The organism is Phenylobacterium sp. (genome assembly GCF_030693805.1).
GTDB lineage: Bacteria > Pseudomonadota > Alphaproteobacteria > Caulobacterales > Caulobacteraceae > Phenylobacterium.
Genome location: NZ_JAUXZW010000415.1, coordinates 16,975 through 39,729, shown reverse-complemented (window position 1 = coordinate 39,729; position 22,755 = coordinate 16,975). Strand labels below are relative to the sequence as shown.

The 22,755-nt window shown below is 67.3% G+C and carries 21 protein-coding genes; 12 read left to right on the top strand and 9 right to left on the bottom strand.

Going from position 1 to position 22,755, the window contains the following annotated elements; translation table 11 throughout:
* Positions 1–75 precede the first annotated feature (75 nt).
* On the top strand, positions 76–1,350 hold the full coding sequence (locus tag Q8M88_RS16780; protein ID WP_305598302.1) for an acyl-CoA dehydrogenase family protein: 1,275 nt from the start codon (positions 76–78) through the stop codon (positions 1,348–1,350).
* Between the two features lie 45 nt (positions 1,351–1,395).
* Here the strand turns inward: Q8M88_RS16780 and Q8M88_RS16775 are convergent, their stop codons facing one another.
* Positions 1,396–2,226 carry a phytanoyl-CoA dioxygenase family protein gene (locus Q8M88_RS16775; protein ID WP_305598301.1) on the bottom strand — a complete coding sequence of 277 codons (831 nt, stop codon included), beginning with the start codon at positions 2,224–2,226 and terminating at the stop codon, positions 1,396–1,398.
* Between the two features lie 94 nt (positions 2,227–2,320).
* Between Q8M88_RS16775 and Q8M88_RS16770 the strand changes: the two genes are divergently transcribed.
* Positions 2,321–3,085, top strand: a complete 765-nt coding sequence (locus Q8M88_RS16770; RefSeq protein ID WP_305598300.1) for a phytanoyl-CoA dioxygenase family protein — start codon at positions 2,321–2,323, stop codon at positions 3,083–3,085.
* 27 nt (positions 3,086–3,112) lie between these two features.
* A complete protein-coding gene (locus tag Q8M88_RS16765; RefSeq protein ID WP_305598299.1) occupies positions 3,113–3,487 on the top strand; it encodes a nuclear transport factor 2 family protein in 375 nt (124 codons plus the stop codon).
* Here the strand turns inward: Q8M88_RS16765 and Q8M88_RS16760 are convergent.
* Positions 3,484–4,083, bottom strand: coding sequence for a TetR/AcrR family transcriptional regulator (locus tag Q8M88_RS16760; protein WP_305598298.1), 600 nt, complete (start codon positions 4,081–4,083; stop codon positions 3,484–3,486). The two genes, Q8M88_RS16765 and Q8M88_RS16760, sit on opposite strands and share 4 nt — an antisense overlap.
* 70 nt (positions 4,084–4,153) lie before the next feature.
* Positions 4,154–4,903, bottom strand: coding sequence for an IclR family transcriptional regulator (locus tag Q8M88_RS16755; RefSeq protein WP_305598297.1), 750 nt, complete (start codon positions 4,901–4,903; stop codon positions 4,154–4,156).
* 267 nt (positions 4,904–5,170) lie between these two features.
* Here Q8M88_RS16755 and Q8M88_RS16750 point away from each other — a divergent pair, with 267 nt between their 5' ends.
* Both Q8M88_RS16750 and Q8M88_RS16745 read left to right on the top strand, forming a co-directional pair.
* The gene (locus tag Q8M88_RS16750) at positions 5,171–6,259 is read left to right on the top strand and encodes a hypothetical protein (RefSeq protein ID WP_305598296.1); all 1,089 of its coding nucleotides are present in this window, start codon (positions 5,171–5,173) and stop codon (positions 6,257–6,259) included.
* Positions 6,260–6,509: 250 nt separating this feature from the next.
* A complete protein-coding gene (locus tag Q8M88_RS16745; RefSeq protein ID WP_305598295.1) occupies positions 6,510–7,856 on the top strand; it encodes a CAP domain-containing protein in 1,347 nt (448 codons plus the stop codon).
* Positions 7,857–7,868: 12 nt separating this feature from the next.
* Here the strand turns inward: Q8M88_RS16745 and Q8M88_RS16740 are convergent, their stop codons facing one another.
* Positions 7,869–9,452 (bottom strand): GNAT family N-acetyltransferase, encoded by a 1,584-nt coding sequence (locus Q8M88_RS16740; RefSeq protein ID WP_305598294.1) that lies wholly within the window; start codon positions 9,450–9,452, stop codon positions 7,869–7,871.
* Between the two features lie 389 nt (positions 9,453–9,841).
* Between Q8M88_RS16740 and Q8M88_RS16735 the strand changes: the two genes are divergently transcribed.
* The gene (locus Q8M88_RS16735) at positions 9,842–10,609 is read left to right on the top strand and encodes an SDR family NAD(P)-dependent oxidoreductase (protein WP_305598293.1); all 768 of its coding nucleotides are present in this window, start codon (positions 9,842–9,844) and stop codon (positions 10,607–10,609) included.
* Positions 10,610–10,624: 15 nt separating this feature from the next.
* Here the strand turns inward: Q8M88_RS16735 and Q8M88_RS16730 are convergent, their stop codons facing one another.
* The 3 genes from Q8M88_RS16730 to Q8M88_RS16720 form a co-directional block, all read right to left on the bottom strand.
* The gene (locus tag Q8M88_RS16730) at positions 10,625–11,434 is read right to left on the bottom strand and encodes an enoyl-CoA hydratase-related protein (RefSeq protein WP_305598292.1); all 810 of its coding nucleotides are present in this window, start codon (positions 11,432–11,434) and stop codon (positions 10,625–10,627) included.
* Between the two features lie 88 nt (positions 11,435–11,522).
* On the bottom strand, positions 11,523–12,509 hold the full coding sequence (locus Q8M88_RS16725) for a zinc-dependent alcohol dehydrogenase family protein (RefSeq protein WP_305598291.1): 987 nt from the start codon (positions 12,507–12,509) through the stop codon (positions 11,523–11,525).
* Positions 12,510–12,579: 70 nt separating this feature from the next.
* On the bottom strand, positions 12,580–14,091 hold the full coding sequence (locus Q8M88_RS16720) for a CoA-acylating methylmalonate-semialdehyde dehydrogenase (RefSeq protein WP_305598290.1): 1,512 nt from the start codon (positions 14,089–14,091) through the stop codon (positions 12,580–12,582).
* 93 nt (positions 14,092–14,184) lie between these two features.
* Between Q8M88_RS16720 and Q8M88_RS16715 the strand changes: the two genes are divergently transcribed.
* On the top strand, positions 14,185–15,060 hold the full coding sequence (locus Q8M88_RS16715; protein WP_305598289.1) for a LysR family transcriptional regulator: 876 nt from the start codon (positions 14,185–14,187) through the stop codon (positions 15,058–15,060).
* A 10-nt stretch (positions 15,061–15,070) separates the two neighbouring features.
* On the opposite strand, the gene Q8M88_RS16710 is transcribed toward Q8M88_RS16715, so the two are convergent.
* Positions 15,071–16,741, bottom strand: coding sequence for a PAS domain-containing sensor histidine kinase (locus Q8M88_RS16710; RefSeq protein WP_305598288.1), 1,671 nt, complete (start codon positions 16,739–16,741; stop codon positions 15,071–15,073).
* Positions 16,742–16,927: 186 nt separating this feature from the next.
* Positions 16,928–17,851 carry a diacylglycerol kinase family protein gene (locus Q8M88_RS16705; protein WP_305598287.1) on the bottom strand — a complete coding sequence of 308 codons (924 nt, stop codon included), beginning with the start codon at positions 17,849–17,851 and terminating at the stop codon, positions 16,928–16,930.
* A gap of 101 nt (positions 17,852–17,952) precedes the next feature.
* On the opposite strand from Q8M88_RS16705, the gene Q8M88_RS16700 reads away from it, so the two are divergent.
* The 5 genes from Q8M88_RS16700 (at position 17,953) to Q8M88_RS16680 (ending at position 22,754) form a co-directional block, all read left to right on the top strand.
* A complete protein-coding gene (locus Q8M88_RS16700) occupies positions 17,953–19,077 on the top strand; it encodes a CaiB/BaiF CoA-transferase family protein (protein WP_305598286.1) in 1,125 nt (374 codons plus the stop codon).
* Between the two features lie 50 nt (positions 19,078–19,127).
* Entirely contained in the window at positions 19,128–20,543 is a 1,416-nt protein-coding gene (locus tag Q8M88_RS16695; RefSeq protein WP_305598285.1) for an FAD-binding oxidoreductase, read from the top strand.
* A gap of 87 nt (positions 20,544–20,630) precedes the next feature.
* Positions 20,631–21,275 (top strand): DUF47 domain-containing protein, encoded by a 645-nt coding sequence (locus Q8M88_RS16690; RefSeq protein ID WP_305598284.1) that lies wholly within the window; start codon positions 20,631–20,633, stop codon positions 21,273–21,275.
* Between the two features lie 10 nt (positions 21,276–21,285).
* Positions 21,286–22,302 carry an inorganic phosphate transporter gene (locus Q8M88_RS16685; protein WP_305598283.1) on the top strand — a complete coding sequence of 339 codons (1,017 nt, stop codon included), beginning with the start codon at positions 21,286–21,288 and terminating at the stop codon, positions 22,300–22,302.
* The gene (locus Q8M88_RS16680) at positions 22,302–22,754 is read left to right on the top strand and encodes an NUDIX hydrolase (protein ID WP_305598282.1); all 453 of its coding nucleotides are present in this window, start codon (positions 22,302–22,304) and stop codon (positions 22,752–22,754) included. Before Q8M88_RS16685 ends, Q8M88_RS16680 begins: the two co-directional genes overlap by 1 nt.
* Position 22,755 lies beyond the last annotated feature (1 nt).

Sequence of the window (22,755 nt, the reverse complement as noted above, 5' to 3'; positions counted from 1 at the left end):
TCATTCACAATCTTGACTTACTCGCGACGCGGGTCTTCAACGCCGCATCATTCCTCAGCCGCCCGGAGCCAGACCATGTGGAGTTTCTCGAACGATCCCGAGTTCCAGCCCGAGCTCGACTGGATCGACACCTTCGTGCGCGAGGAGGTCGAACCGCTCGACGTGCTTCTGGGCAGCCAGTGGGACATCCACGCGCCTGAGTTCAAGCGCCTGGTCAGGCCGCTGCAGCAGAAGGTCAAGGACCGCGGCCTGTGGGCCTGCCACCTCGGCCCCGAGCTGGGCGGCAAGGGCTACGGCCAGCTCAAGCTCGCCTTGATGAACGAAAAGTTCGGCCGCTCGCGCTTCGGGCCGATCGTGTTCGGTTCGCAGGCGCCCGACACCGGCAACTCCGAGATCCTCGCCCATTACGGCACGCCCGAGCAGAAGAAGACGTTCCTCGAGCCCCTGCTCAACAACGATATCGTTTCGTGCTTCTCGATGACCGAGCCACAGGGCGGCGCCGATCCGCTGGTGCTCGCCGCAAGCGCCGTGCGCGACGGCGACGAATGGGTGATCAACGGCGACAAGTGGTTCGCCTCCAACGCCCGCTTCGCCAGCTTCTACATCGTCATGGTTGTCACCGACCCTGACGCGGCCCCCTACCGGCGGATGTCGATGTTCATCGTCCCGGCCGACACCCCCGGCATCGAGATCGTCCGCAACTACGGCTTCTACGGCGAACCGGAAGACACGCACGGCCACGTCCGCTGGACCAATGTGCGCGTGCCGGCCGAGAATATGCTGGGCGGCCGAGGCGACGCCTTCGTCGTCGCCCAGGTGCGTTTGGGCGGCGGGCGCATGCACCACGCCATGCGGACCCTGGCGCAGGCCACACGCGCTTTCGAGATGATGTGCGAACGCGCCGTCTCCCGCTTCACCAAGGGCGAGCAGCTCTCCAAGAAGCAGATGGTGCAGGAGAAGATCGCCGACTCCTGGACAGAGCTTCGTCAGTTCCGCCTGTTGATCCTGGAGACCGCATGGCTGGCTGACCAGGGGAACGACTGGAAGGCGATCCGCAAGAACGTCGCAGCGGTCAAGGCCGCCATGCCCAAGCTGCTGCACGATATCGCCGCGCGCGCCCTGCAAATCCACGGCTCGCTGGGCATCAGCCACGAGATGCCGTTCGCCGAGCTGGTGATCAACTCGTTCCACGTCGGCCTCGCCGACGGCCCGACCGAAGTCCACAAGGTCACCGTCGCGCGTGAAGTGCTGAAGGACTACGCGCCGATCAACGACATGTTCCCGAGCTACATCCGTCACGAACTGGAAGCCGAGGCCCACGAGCTCTACGACGAGCTGCAGGACGCCTGAGCCTCTCAGCGGATGCGGGCGGTGCGAGCAGCCGCCCGTCTCGTCCTAGTTCGGCGTGGCGTGCTCTTCGCGCCAGAGCGGCGGCAGGCCGTTGACCAGGCCAAACCCCTTGGTCTGATAGCCCAGCAGTTCCAGCAGGGTCGGCGAGGCGAACTGCAGCACCGTCGGGTTCAGCGACAGGTACCAGTTCTCCTGCTGGCGATAGATCGGCAGGGTGTACCAGGCGAAGATCCCGGCGCGGCGCTCGTCGGCGGTGATGTTGACGCCGGTCTTGTGCCAGACCCGCCCCTCGAACGCGCAGAGAGAACCGGCAGGCGCGACCAGCGGCGCATGCGCCGTGGCGGCGTCGTCAGGGCGTGGAGCCCGGTTTTCCAGATGGCTGCCGGGCGCCATCATCGTCGCGCCGTTGTCCGGCGTGAAATCGTCCAGGCACCAGACGAAGTTAATCCCCTGCGGCCCACTCCAGGGTTCCGGCATGTATTGCTGGTCGCAGTGCACGTAACTGTCGCCACCGCCAGGCTCGGTGATGTTGGCCGAGATGTTCGATAGCAGCGCCGGCCACCCGATCACCGAGCGCAGCAGGCGCATAGCCAGCGGGTGTTGGGCGAGATCGCCGAACACTCGGTCCCGGTTCAGCAGGTTCCAGACGCGCTGGTTGCTCTCGGGCCCATAGTCGAGCCGGATGCGGGGCCCCTTGCCGCGGCCGGGATCGGTCTCGGCCGCATGGTACAGCGCGTCGCGCGCACGCTGCAGATCCGCGCCCTGCAGCAGGCCTTCGACAATGCACACGCCGTGCTGCTTCAGGTCGCGTTCGGCTTGTTGGGGATCGCGCGTCGCGGCAGGCAGGCGCGCCGGCGCGGCTTCGACCAGTGTCATTACATTCCTCCCGCGTGCCGCTCGCGACGGCTTTACCCGGAACGATAACATAACTTATCCTATGCTCAAGCGAACCAACAGGGAGGATCGCCCGATGCCGACGGGAACACTCGCGGCGATGCTGGCCGAATTGGACGAGCATGGCGTGGTCGTCGCGCCTGACGTTCTGTCGGCCGCAGAGCTGGCAGCGGCGCGCGACGCTGTGGATCAGCTGATCGCCGCCGATCGCGCCACGGGCGCCCAGCTCACCGGGTTCCACTACGATCCGGACGACCGCAATATCCGCATCGTCGACCTGGCGCCGCGCAGCGAGGTGATGCGCAGCTTGGTGGAGCATCCACTGGCCCTGGCGTTGGTGGAGCACGCGCTTGGCGCGGACTTCCGCCTGTCCAACTTCAGCGGCAACCGCACCGCTCCGGGGTCGGGACGGATGGGGATGCACGCCGATCAGGGCTTCCTGCCCAGCCCCTGGCCGCCCTACGCCATGGCGTTCAACATCGGCTGGGCGCTGGACGACTTCACGCCGCAGAACGGCGGCACGCGCTACATCCCAGGCAGCCACAAGCGTGATCACGGTCCGAAGTGGAACGGCGACTACGACGAGGCACAGCCCATCGTCTGCCGTGCCGGCTCGCTGTTCGCCATGGATGGCCGCGTCTGGCACCAGACCGGGGCCAACGTCACCGACGCCGAGACCCGCACCGGCTTGTTCGCCTACTACGTCCGCCCGTTCATCGTCACCCAGCGGCCCTGGCCGGCCTTGATCCCGCGCGCGAAGCGGGACGAACTGACGCCGAGGGTCGCCGAACTGCTCGGCTTCGAACGCCCTCGCGCAACCACCGACCTGCGCTCGCGCTGAGGCGCTCTGCTTTCTGGGAAACCGCCGATGACCGAAATCGCCGAGCGCCTGACGCGCGCCTTCGACACCCTCGACGCGGACGCGTTCGACACGCTTTACGCCCAGGACGCTACGGTCTGGCACAGCTTCGACCAGCTTGAGACCGACCGCGCCGGGGCGATGAAGGGCGTGCGCCAGTTCTTCGGGTCGCTGAGCGCGCTCAAGTGCGGCGACGTCCGACGCCTGCAGACCGCCGACGGATTCGTGCAGCAGCACCTGCTGTCAGGCAGCTTCGCCGCCGGCGGCGGCTTCGAGCGTCTCCCGGTCTGCCTGATCGTCACCACCCGCGGCGAGCACATCGTGCGCATCGAGGAATACATCGACCCCAAGGCGATGTTCCCGCGACCTCCCAAGCCCGCCTAACGCTTGGCGGGCAGCGCCGTCAGCAGGACGAACACCTCGCGGCGCATCTGCCAAGACTCGGCGTCCGACAGGGACAGCAGGTGGGCGACCTGGAGCGAGGTGAACAGCCGCGCGCGCATCGTCGCCGCGGCGTCATCGAAGCCAGCGACCCGGAACGCTTCACTCATGAACGCCAGCACCACGCCCTCCGAGCGCTTGAGCGCCTGAGCCGCTCGCGGGTCGGAGGCGGCCCAGACACGCATGGCCCCGTCCAGTCGCATGAGCTCGCTGCGCCAGGTTCGGCGGGCGAGCAGGCGCAGGCGATCCAGGGGGTCCTGCGTCTCACGACTGATCTCATCGATCAGCCGCTCGATCTGCTCGGCGCTGTAGTCGTCGGCGAGCGCGCCCAGGAACTCGTCCATGTCGCGGAAATGATGGTAGAAGCTGCCCGACGAAACCTTCAGCCGCGCGGTCAGCGCCGCCAGCCGAAGCGCCCTGACGCCGCCTTCGATCAGCAGCGCCTGGCCGGCCGCCATCCAGTCGGCGCGGCCCAGTCGCCGGTCGCGACCGCGCGCGCCCGGTTTGGATCCTCCGGCTCTGATATCGGCGTCGTCCATCTCGACAGAACTGCCCCGGTCAGACGGCAAATGCAAAACTCCGTGCGCAGCCGGCGCAAGATCATGGTCTTCAGGGCGCAGCCTGGGCGCCCAGGCTGGCGATTTCCATGCGCAACATGCCCAGCGCAGGCTCAAGCTGCTCGTGCACGCTGCTGGTCGCCAACGGCATGCCGATCGCGAGTCGGCGATGATTCCAGACCCCCGGCACCGCCACCGACAACAGACTTCCCCCTGGCAGCGGGGTATCGATGGTCAGCGCGTAGCCGTTGCGGCGAACATCCTCGATGGTCCTCAGCACGGTCTCGTATTCGACCCGTTCCTCGCTGTTGAAATAGTTGATCTGCCTGCAGATCTTTTCGATCTCGACGTCCGTGTAGCCGCTCAGCAACATCAGGCCCACGCCCGAGGACGTCAGCGGCCGCAAGGTCCCGGGCGGCGCGATGAAGTTCAGCGATGACTGACCCGCCACCACATGCACCCATTGTGCATACAGGCCGCTCTGAGTGCCGAGTATGATGATCCGGCCAGTCGAGGAATGAAGCCGCTCCATCATCCGGATAAGCTGCCCATCGCCAAAAAGAACATCTTCAACCCAACGACCAAGATAAGAAATTCTCATAGTGGGCAGATAAGTATGGGTCTTGGAGTCGAAATCTAAATATCCAAGAGTGACGAGGCTCTTCAGGATACTCAATCCACTGGACGGCGCATAACCCAGTTCAGCGCAGATATCCCTCAGCGAAAGCGGGCGACGTTCACGATCGAACATCTCCAGGATGGCGAAGCCGCGTTCCGTCGATTTGACTGTCGCAGCGGTCACGCTTTCTCCCTCCCCGGCCCCACTTGCCGCATTCAAGCATGTGAATGTGGGCGCTCGGAGGCTGATTCTATGATCGAAACACGTGAGACCTGATACAAAAAGCTCAATCGCGCTGATGAGGCGCCCGCCGAAGCCGCCCAGGAAATCCTGGCCGCGCTGCAAAGCGGAGACCCCCTCAGGCGCAAACCGCGCTCGCAAGCCGGCCCAGTCGCCGCGTCTCAAGTGGCCCCAAGGTTCGAGGCGAGCCAACACGTGGAGGAACTTCACATGGGCGACATCCTGGCCCTCGGACTGACTCACTACCCGCCGCTCAGCGGCCGAGACGAGCAGATGGCGGGGTTGCTTCGACGCATGCTCACCATGCCGCGCCTTCCGGAACATCTGAAGGATCCCAAGAGCTGGCCGGAAGAGATGCGCCAGCAATGGGCCAATGATGAAGGCCTTGCCGCCGCCGCGCGTCACCGCGCCGACCTGGTGGGCTGGATGGACAGAAGCCGCGAAGCGCTCGACGCGTTCAAGCCCGACTTTGTGCTGATGTGGGGCGACGACCAGTACGAGAACTTCCGCGAAGACATCATCCCGCCGTTCGCGATCAGCGCCCACGAGGAGTTCAACTTCTCGCCGCCGGCTGACAACGTCTGGGGCGAGGATCCGACGAAGAAGATCCGGATCGCCGGCGCGCCCAAAATCGCCAAGGAGCTCACCACGTCGCTGATCGAGGAAGGCTTCGACGTCGCCTACTCGTACAAGCCCCTGCACCACCCGCTGGGGCATGCGTTCTACAACGCGGTCAACTACCTCGACTACGGTCGGGAAAAGGGCTTCCCCTATCCGCTGATCCCGTTCGCGATCAATTGCTACGGTCGTCGGGTCATTGCGCAGCGCGGCGGCAGCCCGAACTTCGACCACGAGCTCAGCGACGACGAACTGGATCCGCCGGCGCCCACGCCCAAGCGCCTGTTCGACCTTGGCGCGGCCACGGCGCGCATCCTCAAGAAGTCGCCCTACCGCGTGGCTCTGATCGCCTCGTCCGGCTGGTCGCACGCCTTCCTGACGATGAAGAACCACTACCTCTATCCGGACGTGCCTGCGGACCGGAAGATGTACGAGGCTCTTGTCAAAGGTGACTGGGACACCTGGCGCAACCTGACCGGCAAAGAGGTCGAAGACGCTGGTCAACAGGAGATCCTCAACTGGAGCTGCCTGGTCGGCGCGATGAGCGAGCTGAACCAGCCTCCGGTCGAGCACGGCTTCGTCGGCACCTGGATCTTCAACTCGTCCAAGGTGTTCGCGATCGCTCCGCCGAAGACCGGCGACGGCGCCAGCGCCGCCCAGAAGGATCTGGCCACGGCCTGATCGAACGTCAGCTTCGCATTGCGAGGCCTGTTTGAAGACTACTGGGGCGTCGTCGGGCAACCGGCGGCGCCCTTGGCGTTTTTCAGGGTCCAACGCCGCCGGCGTTCGGCGAAAACTGACATAATTCAATCCGCTACGGACACCCCAGTGCGCCAACGGGTCGCAGCCGCGCGTCGCATGGCAGACTCATTTGCCCGCCCTTTTCGCCCCGCACGCGAACTTTTAACCGCGAGGGCGGAGCATCCCCACCATGTCCGAACCGAATGTCTTCGAGCAGTACGACCTCGAACTGATCAACGCCGAGCGGGCGCTGGCGGGCGTCCAGCCGCTGGTCTTCAACTTCCAGCTCGACGACGCGGCCGAACTGCACAGCCAGTGGATGATCGCCACCGACACCTTCTCCCACACCGGTGCGGGCGGCTCGAGCGCCACCCAGCGGATGACCGCCTCCGGCTATGCGCTGTCGGGCTCATGGGCGACGGGGGAGAACATCGCCTGGGCGAGCCTGCGCGCGCCGGCCGGCTACCAGGACGAGGTGTTGCTGCTGCACGCCAACCTGATGGCCTCCACCGGCCACCGGGAGAACATCCTCAACGCCAATTACCGCGAAGTCGGGATCGGCTTCGAGGTCGGCGAATACCAGAGCTGGCAGGGCGCCTTCGTCACTCAGGATTTCGGCAAGACCGGAACCGCCACCTACCTTACCGGCGTCGCGATCGACGACCTGGATGGCGATCGCTTCTATGACACCGGCGAGGGCCTTGGCGGGCTGACGGTGACCGCGGTGGGCGCCGGCGGCGCGACCTATTCGACGACGACCTACGGCTCCGGCGGCTACGCGCTGGCGCTGGCCAACGGGACCTACACGGTCACCTTCTCTGGAGGCGGCTTCGCCGCCAGCTCACAGCAGGCGACGGTTTCTGGCCGAAACGTGAAGCTCGACCTCGTCGATCCGCAAGCCGGCCAGGCGGCTGTCGCGGGCGTCATGCGCGGCGGCTCCGGGCCGGACACGATCACCGGCGGCGCGGGCGACGACACCATCGAGGGCGGAGACGGCGTCAGCTACCTGCGCGGCGGCGAGGGCGCGGACCGCATGACGGGCGGCCGCGACTTCGACGACATCAACGGCAACATGGGCAACGACACCGCGTTCGGCGGCGACGGCGACGATTGGGTGGCCGGCGGCAAGGACAACGACGCCCTCTACGGTGAGAACGGCTCGGACGTCGTGTACGGCAACATGGGCGCGGACACCTGCGACGGCGGCGCGGGCGGCGACATCGTGCGCGGCGGCCAGGGCGATGACATCTTGCGGGGCGGAGCGGGCGACGACTGGCTGTCCGGCGACCGTGACTCCGACACCATCAGCGGCGGCGGCGGCGCCGACACATTCCACATCTCGCCCGGCGCCGGCCTCGACCGTGTGCTGGACTTCAGCCGGGCCGAAGGTGATCGGGTGATGCTCGACGCCGGAACGACCTACGCCGTCGCCCAGTCCGGCGCAGACGTGGTGATCACCGTCGCCGGCGCCGACCAGATGATCCTGGTGGGCGTGTCGATGTCCTCGCTCACGGGCGACTGGATCTTCGGGGCCTAGACGCCGGCAGCATCAGGACTTGCGGACGGCGGTCAGCGTCGCGCCGGCAGGGTCCCATCTGCGCGCCTGCACCGCGAGCTGCTGCAGGATCTGGCCCGGCTGGACGGCGCTGTTCGGCGTCTGCGGCCGAGGCGGGATCTTCGGCAGGCCGGGAAGCACTTTCGCCGGCGCCGCCAGGCTCAGCTTCATCAGCAGGTCCTTGGCGCGTCGATTGTCCGGTGCGATCGCCAACACCTTGCGGCAGGCGGCCAGGGCGGCGTCACGTTCGCCCAGGGCGAGCAGGGTCTGAGCCAGCCAGAACCAGGGATTGTCGGCCTCAGGCTGCACCTCGACGCAACGGGTCAACATGACCTTGGCCTCGAGGTGGTTTCCCTTGCGCGCCAGAAGACGTCCGAAGCGATACAGGCCCAGCGAGCCGTCGGGCGCGAGCTCGATGATCTGGCGGTAGGCGAACTCTGCGTCGTCCAGCTTGCTCTCTTCCTCGAGCTTCAGCGCCCGGGAGAGCATCGACGGCATGGCGCGACCGTCCAGGAGATCGTGGAGGTTGCGGCCGTTCTTGGTCTCCACGTAGCAACCGCGCAACCACCTGTCCGTAGGGGCGAACAGGTATTTGTACGGCTCGTCGCCGCGCAGGAAATCGTAGGTCTTGAACCCCTCGGCGATGGCGTGGCGGATGCTGTGGGCGTGCAGCAGATAGCCTGCGGGGTTTTCGGTGTAGGTCTCGTCGCGACCGGTGATCGAGAACAACATGTGCTTCTTGACGGGGTCGACGTAGGTGCCCAGCACCGCAACCGGCCGCTCGCCATGCCAGAACACCGGCATGTAGAGCAGCCCTGCGTCCGCGCAGCGGTTCAGCATCGCGCGGTTGCGCGCGACGATGCCCTCCAGCCGCTCGCCTTTCTGCTTCGCCCACTTGACGGTCCAAAGGCGCAGCAGCGTCTCGATGTCGGCCTTGACGCCGTCCGGGCCCGAGACGGTGATGCGGTATTCGTCGGCCTCTTCCAGGCGGCGCAGCAAGCGGCGGATCTTCTGGCGGTTGTTGGCGCTCAACGTGGCCAGATAGGCTTCCCAGTCGTCCGGCAGATCGATCGCCGGGGCGACGGTGTTGTCCGGTCCGTTCTTGTCCGCGTAGCTGATCTCGTGGTGCACGAACCGATGGGCGTCGAACCCCCGCAGGAACAGCGCCCGCCGTCGCTCCGACATCAACAGATTGTCGAGTGTCAGCCGCGCCCAGTGAAGCTCCTCGCGGATATGGGCGGCGAAGGCCGCCATGGTCCGCGCCTCGTCTTGCGGCAGACAAAGGATGCCCGCGTAGTCCGAGAAGGCGTCGGAGGCCAGGTACACCTCGTTCTTGAACCCATGGACCGTATGGAAGTGCGCACGTAGCCGCAGGCCCAGGAAGCCCACATACTCCTGGTCGCCGGCCTCGCGCTTGGCGCAAAGGATCAGCCAAGGCCCGGGAAGCGCCTCCAGCCATTCGGACATCCATATCCAGGACGAATAGAAGTGCGCTTCCGGGTCGGCCTCATACAGCCGATCCCAGTTCTCGCGCAGGCCCTTCAGACCGTCGAACGTGTCGACCACATCGATATGCATCCCGCCCGCCCCTCAGACTTCGCACCCCCAAGGTATTCGCGAAGTCACGCCAAAGACCCCCGTCGCTCCATGATGATACATGAAGGGACTTAGATTTCCAGCCTGCAACTTTTGGGCCATCAACTTGCTACGTGAAGAACTCTCGAGTCGTCTCTCACGGCGATCATTTGAGCGTGATTCACACACGCCGCCTTTCGGCCTCGTTTGGCGCTGTCGCAGAATCCGTCGATTTCGTTTTTCTGGGATTCTACCTGACGAAGATTCCAAACTGTCGAATGCCCGCCACACGCGAATATTTGACGAGCGTTCTCCGCCGACTTGCCATCACCTCCCGCCGCTCGCAGGGTTGGGGCAATAAGAAAAAGCGACACATTCGGGCGAGGAAATTCATGAGCATGTTTGATCTGACGGGGAAGGTCGCCGTCATCACAGGGTCATCGCGCGGCATCGGCCGCGCAGCGGCGGTGTCGATGGCCGAGCAGGGCGCGCGCGTCGTGGTCTCGTCACGCAATCAGACTGATTGCGACGCGGCCGCCGAGACGATCAACGCCGCTCACCCCGGCCACGCGATCGCGGTGGCCTGCGACATCACCCGGGCTGCGGACCAGCAGCACCTGATGGACCGGGCGCGCGAGGCGTTCGGACCGATCGACATCCTGGTCTGCAACGCCGCGACCAGCTTCATGGGCGCGCTGCTGACCGAGATCACGCCGGAGCAACTGCGTGAGAGCATGGAGGTCAATCTCTTCGCGAACGTCGGCCTGATCCAAAAGGCGGTAGGCGACATGACGGCGCGGGAGGACGGCGCGATCATCATCGTGTCTTCGATCGGCGGTCATAGCGGCGGCAGCCCGCTCTCCGGGGCCTATGCGATGGCCAAGGCCGCGGAGACCCAGCTCGCCCGAACGCTCGCGGTGGAGCTGGGACCGAAGAACATCCGCGTCAACTGCGTCGCCCCCGGCCTCACCCGCACCGAGCTCGCGCGCGGCGCGTGGGAGGACCCCGCCCGCCAGGCGCAGATGCTGTCGCGCACGCCGATCAAGCGCGTCGCCGAGCCGGAGGACGTGGCCGGCGCCATCGTGTTCCTGGCCACCCGCGCGGGCGCCTTCATGACCGGCGAGACGCTGATCGTCGACGGCGGCAAGACCATGGCCTGAGCCGTGGTGCAGGCCTCAGCGGCCGGTGAACGCTGGCGGTCGGCGCTCGACGAAATGCGCCACGCCTTCGCGGAAGTCCTCGCAGGCGAACGAGGCGATCTCCTCGGTCTCGGTGACCACCAGGGATTCACCCAGGTGCTGCATCAACGCGTCATAGACCTGCCGCTTGATGATCGCGGTCGAGCGCGGCGAGGTGTTGTCGGCAAGGTCGGCGGCGAACGCCCGCACGGCCGGCATGAGCTCGTCGGCCGGCAGGGCGCGGACCAGGCCCAGACGTTCCGCCTCCAGGCCGGAGAGCTTGCGCCCGGTCATCAGCAGGTCGAGGGCGTTCATGACGCCCACCAGCCTGGGCAGCATCCACGACATGCCATGCTCGGCCACCAGCCCGCGGCGCGCGAACGAGGTCGAGAGGTTGGCGGTGTCGAGCATGAACCGCAGATCGCAATAGACCGCCAGGCTAACGCCGACGCCAGCGATCGGGCCGTTGATCGCTGCGATCATCGGCTTGGAGATCCGCAACATGTAGCTCAGCCGGCGCTGGTAGTTGGACTCCATCCCCTCGCCCACCGGCTCCACGACCCGCGCCGCACGCGTGGGTTCTGCACCCACCCCCTGCAGCGCCGCCATGTGGGCGCCGACGCAAAATGCGCGGCCTGCGCCGGTGAGGATGATGGCGCGCACCAACGGATCCCCATCCGCCCGCTCCAGGGCGTGGCGCAGTTCGAGTTCAGTCTGGTTGCTGAATGCGTTCAACCGCTCGGGCCGGTTGAAGGTGATCGTCAGGACGTGGCCCGACATCTCATAAAGCAGGTCCTCGTAGTCCATCCGTCACCTCCGGTCGCTTGGCGCACGCCAGCCGGTTGAGCCGGCTCGACGCGCGATCAAGGCACGGGTCCGCAGGCGACGGCAAGGGCTAGGGTTGCATGACGATCTTACCGATGTGGGTGTTGGATTCGAGGAAGCGATGCGCCTCGGCCACCTGGTCCAGCGGGAAGATCTTCGCCACCGGCATCTTGAAGCGCCCGTCGCGGATCCGCGCGGCGATCTCGCCCATCGCCGCGTCCAACCTCGGGCGGTCGCGCAGCAGTTCGAAGAAGTTGTAGCCGCGCATGGTCAGGTTCTTGCGGATGGAAAGCTGCCTCGGGAAGATGTGTGGCTGATTGGCCATGCCGCCGTAGATCATCAGCGTTCCGTCGTCGGCCAGGCATTCGAACAGGGTCTCGGCGAACGGTCCGGCGACCGGATCGAAGATCAGCTCCACGCCCTTGCCGCCGGTGATCCGGGCGACCTCGGCCTTGATGTCCTGTTCTTCGGTGGCGACCACGTGGTCGGCGCCGGCGGCGAGAATGGCGTCGGACTTGCCGCTGCGGCGCGTGGTGGCGATCACCGTCGCGCCGATGTCGTGGGCGATCTGCACGGCGGCCAAGCCTACGGCGCTGGAAGCGGCGGGGATGATCACCGTCTGGCCCTTGGCCAGGCCGGCCTTGGCCAGGCCGCCCCAGGCGGTCAGGAAGGCCACCCAGACCGAACCATTCTGGATCGCGTCCAGGCCCTCGGGCGCCTTGACCAGCGACAGCGCCGGCACCACCGCCTGCTCGCCATAGATGCTGCGTTCGCCAGGAGGCGAGATCGGCATGAACACCACCGCGTCGCCGACCTTGAGGCCTTGTACGTTGGAGCCCAACTGCGCCACCCGCCCCGTCGCTTCGCCGCCGATGTACGACGGCAGGGTGGGCTTGAAGATGTAGTGACCGCCGCGGAACGCCGCCTCGCCGCGATTGAGACCGATCGCCTCGATGTTCAGCAGCACCTCGTCCGCGCCCGGGGCGCCGGGATCGACCTCTTCGACCCGCAGCACGTCGGGTCCGCCCAGCTCGTGAAACCTGACGATCCTGGCCATCGGTCTTCTCCCGTTTTCAATCATTGCGCCGGCCGCGTCATGCGCGGCCGGCGTTATTTCGTCCGCGGGATCAGCGCATCGTCGGAATGACGAACGCCGAATCCTCGACCGCGCCTTCTGGCCAGCGGGCGGTCACCGTCTTGATCTTCGTCCAGAACTTCACGCCTTCCAGACCGTGCTGGTTGGTGTCGCCGAACGCCGAGCGCTTCCAGCCGCCGAAGGTGTGGTAGGCGACCGGCACCGGGATCGGCACATTGATGCCGACCATGCCGACGTTGACCTTGGCCGCGAACTCGCGCGCCGCACGGCCGTTGCGGGTGAAGATCGCCACCCCGTTGCCGTACTGGTGCTGACTGGGCAGGGCGATCGCCTCGTCGAGGGTCTCGGCGCGGACGATCTGCAGCACCGGGCCGAAGATCTCCTCCTGGTAGGTGCGCATGGCCGGCTTGACGTTATCGAACAGGGTCGGGCCGATGAAGAAGCCCTTCTCGTAGCCCTGCAGGGCGAAGTCGCGGCCGTCGACCACCAGCTCTGCGCCTTCGTCGGCGCCCAGCTTGATGTAGTCGGCGATCTTCTGGCGGTGTGCGGCGCTGACCACCGGACCGTAGTGGGCGTCAGCGTCGGTGCTGACGCCGACCTTCAGCGAGGCGATCTCGGCGACCATGCGCTCACGCAGTTCGTCGGCGGTCTTGGCGCCCACCGGCACCACCACCGGCAAGGCCATGCAGCGCTCGCCGGCCGAGCCGAAGGCCGCCCCCGACAGGTCCTTCACGACCTGGTCGAGATCGGCGTCCGGCAGCACGATGCCGTGGTTCTTGGCCCCGCCCATAGCCTGCACCCGCTTACCGTGCTCGGCGCCGGTCATGTAGACGTACTGGGCGATGTCGGACGACCCGACGAAGCTGACGCCCTTGATGTCCGGATGGGTGAGGATCGCGTCGACCGCGCTCTTGTCGCCGTGAACGACGTTGAGCACGCCCTTCACCTCCACGCCCGCTGCCCCGCCGGCCTCCATGAACAGCTCGGCCAGGCGCACCGGGACGCTCGGGTCCTTCTCCGACGGCTTCAGGATGAAGCTGTTGCCGGTGGCGATCGCCACGCCGAACATCCACATCGGGATCATGCCCGGGAAATTGAATGGGGTGATGCCGGCGCCGACGCCGATCGGCTGGCGCATCGAATAGACGTCGATGCCGGGGCCCGCGCCCTCGGTGTATTCGCCCTTCAGGGCATGCGGGATGCCGCAGGCGAACTCGATCACCTCAAGGCCGCGCTGCAGGTCGCCGCGTGAGTCGGCGAGCACCTTGCCGTGCTCCGACGACAGCAGCCGCGCCAGCTCGTCCAAGCGCGATTCGACCAGCCGCTTGAACTCGAACATCACCCGCGCGCGGCGCTGCGGATTGACCGTCGCCCAAAGAGCTTGCGCCCTGACGGCGGCCGCGACGGCGGTGTCGATCTCGGCTTGGTTCGCCAGTGCGACGCGCGCCTGCACCTCGCCGGTGTTGGGATCGTAGACGTCGCTGTAACGGCCGCTGACGCCGGCGACGGATGCGCCGTCGATGAAGTGGGTGATGTCGCGCATGGATTTGTCCTGGAGTTTGCGCCTCCAGCTAACACTCGGCGGGGCCAAGGGGTATTGCATTGTTGCAGCCTCCTATGTGCATTTCTGCATGACATGTTCGATTGGGATGATCTCCGGGTGTTCCTCGCCGCGGCGCGTACCGGCTCGCTGGCCGGGGCGGGAGAACGGTTGCGGGTCGACGCGGCCACCGTCGGGCGGCGCGTAGCGCGGCTGGAATCAGCCCTGAAGTCCACCTTGGTGATCCGCTCGCCTGCTGGTCTGCAGCTGACGGCGGCAGGCGCCCAGTTGCTGGAGATTGCGCTCGACGCCGAGACGGCGATGCTGGCCGCCGCCCATGTGGCGCGCCCCGACGTGGTCGCCGGCACCGTGAGGATCAGCACCGCCGAGGGTTTCGGCACGGCCGTGCTAGCGCCCGCCCTGCCCAGGCTGGTCGAGCTTTATCCTGGGTTGAAGGTCGAGCTTGCGGCCAACGCCAGCTTCCTGTCCGCCAGCCGCCGAGAAGTCGACATGACGGTCACCCTCAGCGCGCCCGACACCACGCGCCTGATCGTCGAGGCCTTGGCGCCCTATCAGCTAGCCCTGTATGCGAGCCGCGAATATCTGGCCCGCGCCGGCGCGCCGCGCAGCATCGCCGCCCTGCCCGACTTCCAGATCGTCGGCTATGTCGAGGACCTGATCTTCGCGCCCGAACTGCGTTACCTCGACGAGATCCTGCCCGGCCTGAAGCCGACCATGGCGAGCTCATCAATCCAGGCCCAGCGCGCCATGGTGCTGGCCGGGGGCGGTATCGGCGTGTTGCCGGCCTTCATGTCGGAGGATCTGGTGCGTGTGCTGGACTCGGTGATGCTGGAGCGCAGGCTGTGGCTCTCCACCCACCGCGACGTCCACGACACCGCCCGGATGCGCGCGGTGCGCCGCTGGCTGCGCGACCTGGCGCAGGGCGCGGAGGCGCGGCTGATGGCGGCGTAGGCGCAAAGGTTCAGACCGCGATGCGCGCGTCCTCGACGACGTCCACCGGTCGCGAACCCCAGTAGCCGAGCTTGCCCAGCACCTCCGGCGCCTTGAACGGCTTGGCCACGCAGTCGTTGGCGCCGGCTTCCAGATAGGTCGCCACCTGCTCGGGAAAGACGTTGGCGGTGATCGCGATCACCGGCGTACGGGCGTTCAGGTGGGTTGCGCGTCGCAGCTTGCCGATCGCCGTCAACCCGTCCATCCGCGGCATCTGGATATCCATCAACACCACGTCGAACGGCTCGGCGGCCAGCGCCTCCAGCGCCTCGATCCCGTCGCTGGCGATGTGCGGCTCGTGGCCGCCGGCGCGCAGGATCGCCGACAGCAGGTGCTGGTTGGCCTCGCTGTCGTCGGCGATCAAGACCTTCAGGCCCGCGCCCGCATCGACTTCCAGGTGCGTGTCGACGTTCGCCGCCGCCAGCTCCACTAGCGGCAGGCTGAACCAGAAGGTGGAGCCTTCGCCGATCCGGCTTTCGGCGCCGATCTCGCCGCCCATGCGCGCGACCAGCTCCTTGCAGATGGCGAGGCCCAGGCCCGCGCCGCCATGCTTGCGCGCCATCGAGTTGTCCACCTGGGTGAAGCGGTCGAACAGGGTCGGCAGGACGTGGGCCTCGATGCCGGAGCCGGTGTCGCTGATGGTGAATTTCAGCCGGCCCTGGCCATCGCCGGTCCGCGAGACGCCGACCGCCACCTGGCCCGAGTCGGTGAACTTGATGGCGTTGTTGACCAGGTTCAGCACCACCTGCTGCACCCGCTCGCGATCGAGCTCGAACCAGCCTTCCAGGCCGGCGTCCATCTCGACGGACACCTCGATCGGCTTGCGCGCCGCGAGCGGAGCGACGAGCTCGGCCACGTGGGTCATCAGATCCGCCAGATCGCAGGGCGCCGGCTCGACCCTGAGCGTTCCGGCGCCCGCCCGCGCCAGATCCAGCATGTCATTGAGCAGGGCCAGCAGACTCTTGCCCGCCAACTCGATGCGGCCGGCGTGCCCCTTGGCCTCGACGCTGAGCTCGGCCCGCATGCCCAGCAATTCGGCGAACCCAAGGATGCTGGTCAGCGGCGTGCGCAGTTCGTGGCTGAGGTTCGCCAGGAAGTCGTCCTTGGCGCGCGCCGCCTGTTCGGCCTCCTTCAGCGCTTCGCTCAGACTTTCCTCGACCTGCTTGATGCCTGAGATGTCGCGCGACGTGCAGACGATGCGTTCCACGTGACCGTCGGCGCTGCGCACCGGGGTCATCATCACGTCCCACCACTTCCACAGGCCGCGCGCAGTGGGGCATGGCGCCTGGAAGCGGGCGACGCCGCCGCATTGCGCCAAGACCAGCGCCTCGCTGACGATCGATTGCGCGCTGGGCGGGAACGAGGTCGCCCATTCCTTGCCCGCGATCTCCGCGTAGGAACCGAACTCCAGCAACTCCAGACCGCGCTCGTTCATGAACTCCCAGCGGCCTTCCGGCGTCAGGATCTCGATGCAGTCCGGACTGTTCTGCACGAGCGCACGGCAGATCTCGGCGACCTCGGCGTCGCGCGAGGCGGCTTCGGCGTTGGCCCCAAACAGGGAGCCCGAGCGGAGCGACCCGACCGAAGGCGCCTGCGGCTTACCCGCATCCGTCGATGGTTTGGCCCAGCCGAACCAGTTCATGCAGCGCTCCCCGTGCGGCCATGCAGGCCAGGATCCCTTGCCTGCGGCCGGAAATCACCAAGCCGCTTGCACGCGAAACAAGCGTTCGCGGATTACCGGTTGCTGGAGGGTGAACGGCGGCTCCCCTGTGCGGCAAGACCGCTCAGGCGCCCATCTGCTGGGCGCCGGATGCACGATCGGCGCCCGCTAAGCGTCGCCCTCGGTCTCGCGGGGCCTGAGCGCCTCGAAGGCGTCGCGCACGAACGAAACGCTCGCGGTGTGGCCCAGCGTAAAGCGCTCGCCGTCCAGCAAAGCGGGGATGGACCGGTCGCAAGACATCTCGATGGCGCGGGTCTTGGCCAGCACCACGGTCGGATCCTCGCGCCAGTCGCGGAACGCGGCGTTGATCGCCAGGCGAAGCGCGTCGGGGGCGCTCTCGACCTTGATGGCGGCGGCCTCCAGCGTCTCCTCGTCGTCGTCCAGCCCACGGGAGATCAGCGGGCAGATCACCGCCACAGCCTCGGCTGTGCCGGAGTGGTTGGCGAACGCGTATTCAACGCCGGCGGAGGTGAAGGACTCACGGATCGCGGCCACGCCCTTCTCCATCGCCCCGGCAAGGTCGCCCTCGCGCACCGCCTCGCGGGCATCGGCGATCTTGGTCGGGCCGCCGAAGATCCCGGCGATGTAGAAGCGATGTGCGCCCACTGCGCCGCCGTGAACCGCCTGCACGACGCAATCGGCCAGGGTGTCCTTCAACGCTTCGCGCCAGGACCGTGCGCCGTACAGCGCCTTGGGCAGCACGTTCATTGTCCCGCCGGGCAACGGGATCAGCCGCGTGCCGCCGCTGTGGCAGGTCTCGGCCGCGGCGCGGATCGTCCCGTCGCCGCCCAGCACGATCAGGACCTCGAGGCTGTGCTTGCCCGCCTCGGCGAGCGCCGCATCCACCTCGTCTCCGCCGCCGCACCAGGTCTGCACGGCCTTCAGCCCGGCGTCGTCCAGCAGCGCCTGCAGATCGGACTGAGCCCCGACGTCGCAACTTCCGCTGGAGGTGTTGATCAGCACGCCAATACGCGCCGTCGTGAGGTCAAAGCGCTCGTCAGCGGCAGGTTTGGTGATCGTTGTGGAAGTCACTGTTTGGCCAGATCGCCTGTAGAAGGATGGGCCAGACGCCCATTGCTGGTGTAGCACGCGTAGGGCGGCTTTGTTCCGCGGGCGAGGATTGAGGGTCGGCGATGCGCGCTCTGGATGGTCTGTTGGTCGTCGCGCTGGAGCAGGCCGTTGCGGTTCCCTTCTGCACCACGCGGCTGGCGGACGCGGGCGCAAGGGTGATCAAGGTCGAGCGCCCCGAAGGCGACTTCGCGCGCGAGTACGATCACGTGGTGCACGGCCAGAGCACCTATTTCGTCTGGCTCAACCGCGGCAAGGAATCCATCCGTCTGGATGTGAAGGACCCGGCCGACGCGGCCGTGCTGCATCGGATGATCGCCTCCGCCGACGTGTTCATCCAGAACCTCTCGCCGGGCGCGGCGGCCCGCGCCGGCTTCGGCTCGGACGCGCTGCGCGCCGCCCATCCGCGCCTGATCACCTGCGACGTCAGCGGCTACGGAGAGGACGGTCCCTGGGCGCAGATGAAGGCCTACGACTTCCTCGTCCAGTGCGAGGCGGGCCTGGCGGAGATCACCGGCGGCCCGTCGGAGCCGGCGCGGGTCGGCGTCTCTGTGGTCGACATTTGCTGCGGAATGAACGCCCACGCCGCGATCCTGCAGGCGTTGTACGAGCGCGATCGCACGGGTCTGGGCAAGGGCGTGGCGGTATCGCTGTTCGACAGCATCGCCGAGTGGATGGCCGCGCCGCTACTGCATCAGGACTACGGCGGTCGTGCGCCGGGCCGAGCCGGCCTCAACCATCCGGCCATCGCGCCCTACGGCGCCTACGCCGCCGGCGATGGGCGCCAGGTCGTGATCTCCGTACAGAATGAACGGGAGTGGCGCAGCTTCTGCGAGGGCGTGCTGCAGCGGCCCGAGGTCGCCGTCGACCCGCGCTTCGTCGGCAACAGCGCCCGCTGCGCCAACCGCCCCGCCCTGGACGCGATCATCCTCGAGGCGCTGCAGCCCCTGGATCGCGACCAGTTCGTGGAGCGGCTGCGCGCCGCCAAGGTGGCCTATGGCGAACTGAACAGCGTCGCCGACCTGTCGCGCCACCCGCAACTGCGCCGCATCGAGGTCGAGACGGCGGGCGGCGCGGTCAGCCTGCCGGCCCCCGCCGTGCGCTGGAAGGGCGAGCCTGAGCTGGTCCCAGGATCCGTGCCGACCCTGGGCGCGCACGATGCGAGCCTGCGCGCCGAGTTCGGGACTTGAGCCACGGCCGCTCAATCGGCGTAGTGTTCGGCGACTGAGGAGAACCGCGCATGTCCCTGCTGTCGCCGCCGCAGGCGCCCCATCAACCGCTGGCCGCCTGGGCCGGCGCCCTCGCCGAACTCGCCGAGGCTTTCGGCCCGTCGCTGCGCACCGACGTCTCCACCCGCGAACAGCATGGCCGCGGCGAAGGCTACGCCCAGGTTTTGCCGCCTGACGCGGTGCTGCTGGCGGTCTCCACCGAACAGGTGGCCCGCGCAGTGTCGATCTGCGCGCGCTGGAAGATCCCGGTCATCCCCTACGGCGCCGGCACCTCTCTCGAAGGCCACATCACCGCGCCGTTCGGGGGCCTCAGCATTGACCTGTCAGGCATGGACACGGTTTTGCGGGTGTCGCCCGATGACCTCGACTGCACCGTCCAGGCCGGCGTCACCCGCGAGCAGCTCAACGCCCATCTGCGCGACCAGGGCCTGTTCTTCCCCATCGACCCGGGCGCCAACGCCACGCTGGGCGGCATGTCCTCGACGCGCGCCTCGGGCACCAACGCGGTGCGCTACGGCACCATGATGAGCAACGTGCTGGCGCTCACCGTGGTGCTGCCCGACGGTTCGGTGATCCACACCGGCGGTCGGGCGCGCAAGTCGGCGGCCGGCTATGACCTGACCCGTCTGTTCGTCGGCTCCGAAGGCACCCTGGGCGTGATCACCGAGGTGACGCTGCGCCTCTACGGGATCCCCGAGGCGATGTCGGCGGCGACCTGCGCGTTCGAGACGCTGGAAGCCGCGGTCGCCACCGTCGTGCAACTGGTGCAGTCCGGCGTGCCCGTGGCGCGCGCGGAGTTCATGGACGAGGTCCAGGTCGCCGCATCCAACCGCCACTCGAACCTCGGACTGCCGGAGAAGCCCCACATCTTCTTCGAATTCCACGGCTCCACCGCGTCCGTCGCCGAGCAGGCGGCGACCGCCTCGGAACTGGCGCAGGCCAATGGCGGCGGGGCGTTCGCCTGGGCGACTTTGCCAGAGGACCGCGCCAGGTTGTGGAAGGCCCGCCATCAGGCCTATTTCGCGGCGCTGGCGCTGCGTCCGGCGAGCGAAGTTCTGTCCACGGACGTTTGCGTGCCGGTCTCCGCCCTGGTCGAGGTTGTCGCTCAGACCCGGCGCGACATCGACGCCAACCGGCTGATCGCCCCGATCGTCGGCCATGTCGGCGACGGCAACTTCCACGTCCTGTTCCACCTGCGCCGCGACGATCCCGACGAGATGGCCCGGGTCGACGCGGTGCACGAGGCGATGATCGCCCGGGCGCTCGCCGCCGGCGGCACCTGCACCGGCGAACACGGCATCGGCGCCGGCAAGCGCGACCACCTGGTCGACGAGCATGGGGCGGCTGCCGTCGCTCTCATGCGCAGCCTGAAGCGGACCATCGATCCCGCCGGCATCATGAACCCCGGCAAGGTGTTCCTGGACTGAGGCGCTGCGTCGCTCCGCAGGCGTATTTACAGGCCCTTGGCGTGCGCCTACCCAACATCCGTCCGTGGTCTGAGAAACCGAGTCGCTATGCTGAGATTTTTCCAGGCCATGATGCCCAAGGAGGAGCGGTTCTTCGACATGTTCGAAGCCCACGCCGCGACCCTCTGCGCCGGGGCGACCGCGTTGCGCAGCCTGCTGGACGGCGGGCCGAGCGTGCCGGAACTTTGCGCCGAGATCGCTCGCCAGGAGGACGCGGCCGACGAGGTGGCGCGCGAAGTGCTGCTGGCCGTGCGCCGCACCTTCATCACCCCGTTCGACCGCAGCGACATCCGCGACCTGATCTCCTCGATGGATGACGCCATCGACCAGATGCACAAGACCGCCAAGGCCATCACCCTGTTCGAGCAGCGCGCCTTTCAGCCGTCCATGGTGGCCATGGGCGAGGTGATCGTGCGCACCGCCGAGCTCACCGCCGAGGCCGTGCCGCTGCTGCGTTCGCTGCGCGCCAACGCCACCCGCCTGACCGCCATCACCGAAGAGGTCCGCCGGCTCGAGGAGCAATCCGATCAGCTCTACGACGCCGGCATGAGCGCGCTGTTCAAGGGACCGGCGCGCGAGGACGCCATGGCGTTCATCGTCGGCAGCGAGGTCTACGATCACCTGGAAAAGGTCGTCGACCGCTTCGAGGACGTGGCGAACCGGATCAGCGGCGTGCTGATCGAACACCTCTAGGGCGCACCCCATGGACCTCGGCGGCCCGGGCGTGATGCTCGTCTTCCTGATCGTCGTGGCGCTCGCCTTCGACTTCCTCAACGGGCTGCATGACGCGGCGAACTCGATCGCCACCATCGTCTCGACCCGCGTGCTGCCCGCCCGCTACGCGGTGATGTGGGCGGCGTTCTTCAACTTCATCGCCTTCCTGTTCTTCGGCCTGCATGTGGCCCAGACGGTGGGCAAGGGCATCATCCAGCCGGGCATCGTCAGCGATGCGGTGATCTTCGGCGCGCTGGGCGGGGCGATCACCTGGAACGTGATCACCTGGCTGGCCGGCATACCCTCGTCCAGCTCGCACGCCCTGATCGGCGGACTGATCGGCGCCGGCGTCGCCAAGGCCGGGTTCGACCCGGTGATCTGGTCGGGCGTGATCAAGACAGCCGCCGGCATCGTCGTTTCACCCGCCATGGGGTTCACGCTCGCGATCATCCTGGTGCTGGTGGTCTCCTGGCTGTTCGTGCGCGCAACGCCGACCATCGCCGACAACACCTTCCGCAAGCTGCAATTTGTCTCCGCCTCGCTCTACTCGCTGGGGCACGGCGGCAATGACGCCCAGAAGACTATGGGGATCATCGCCGTGTTGCTCTACGCGCACGGCCATTTGCACGGCGAGTTCCACGTGCCGTTCTGGGTGGTGATCAGCTGCCAGGCGGCGATGGGACTTGGGACATTGATGGGCGGTTGGCGCATCGTCCACACCATGGGATCGCGCATCACCCGCCTGTCGCCGCAGCAGGGCTTCTGCGCCGAGACCGGCGGCGCGATCACCCTTTTTCTCGCCACCCACCTGGGCGTGCCTGTGTCCACCACCCACACCATCACCGGGGCGATCGTCGGTGTCGGCGCGGCGCGCCGGGTCTCCGCCGTGCGCTGGAGCCTGGCCACCGGAATCGTCTGGGCCTGGGTGATCACCATGCCGATCGCCGCCCTGATGGGCGCGGGGTTCTATTTCCTCGCCCGTCTCGCCGACCGGGTGTTCGGCTGATGGGCAAGAAGGATGCGCGCACTCGCCCCGAGCCCGACCGTGAGCCGCGCTCCCAGTACGCCGCCCTGCCCTGGCGGCGCGCGGCGGACGGGGCGTTGGAGGTGCTGCTGATCACCTCGCGGGAAACCCGCCGCTGGGTGATCCCCAAAGGCTGGCCGATCAAGGGCATGAAGCCGTCGGGGACGGCCGAGCGCGAAGCCTTCGAGGAGGCCGGCGTGATCGGCAAGATCAGCGGCAAGTCGCTGGGCGTGTTCCACTACGACAAACGCCTGCGCACAGGCCGCATCCAGCACGTCCGCGTCGCGGTCTACGCCCTGCGCGTCGAGCAGGAGGCCGAGGCCTGGCCGGAGATGGGGCAGCGCGAGAAGCGCTGGTCGCCGCCCGCCGAGGCCGCAAGCCTAGTGGGTGAGGATGAGCTGCGCTGGCTGATCGACGGTTTCGCGCCGGCCTGAG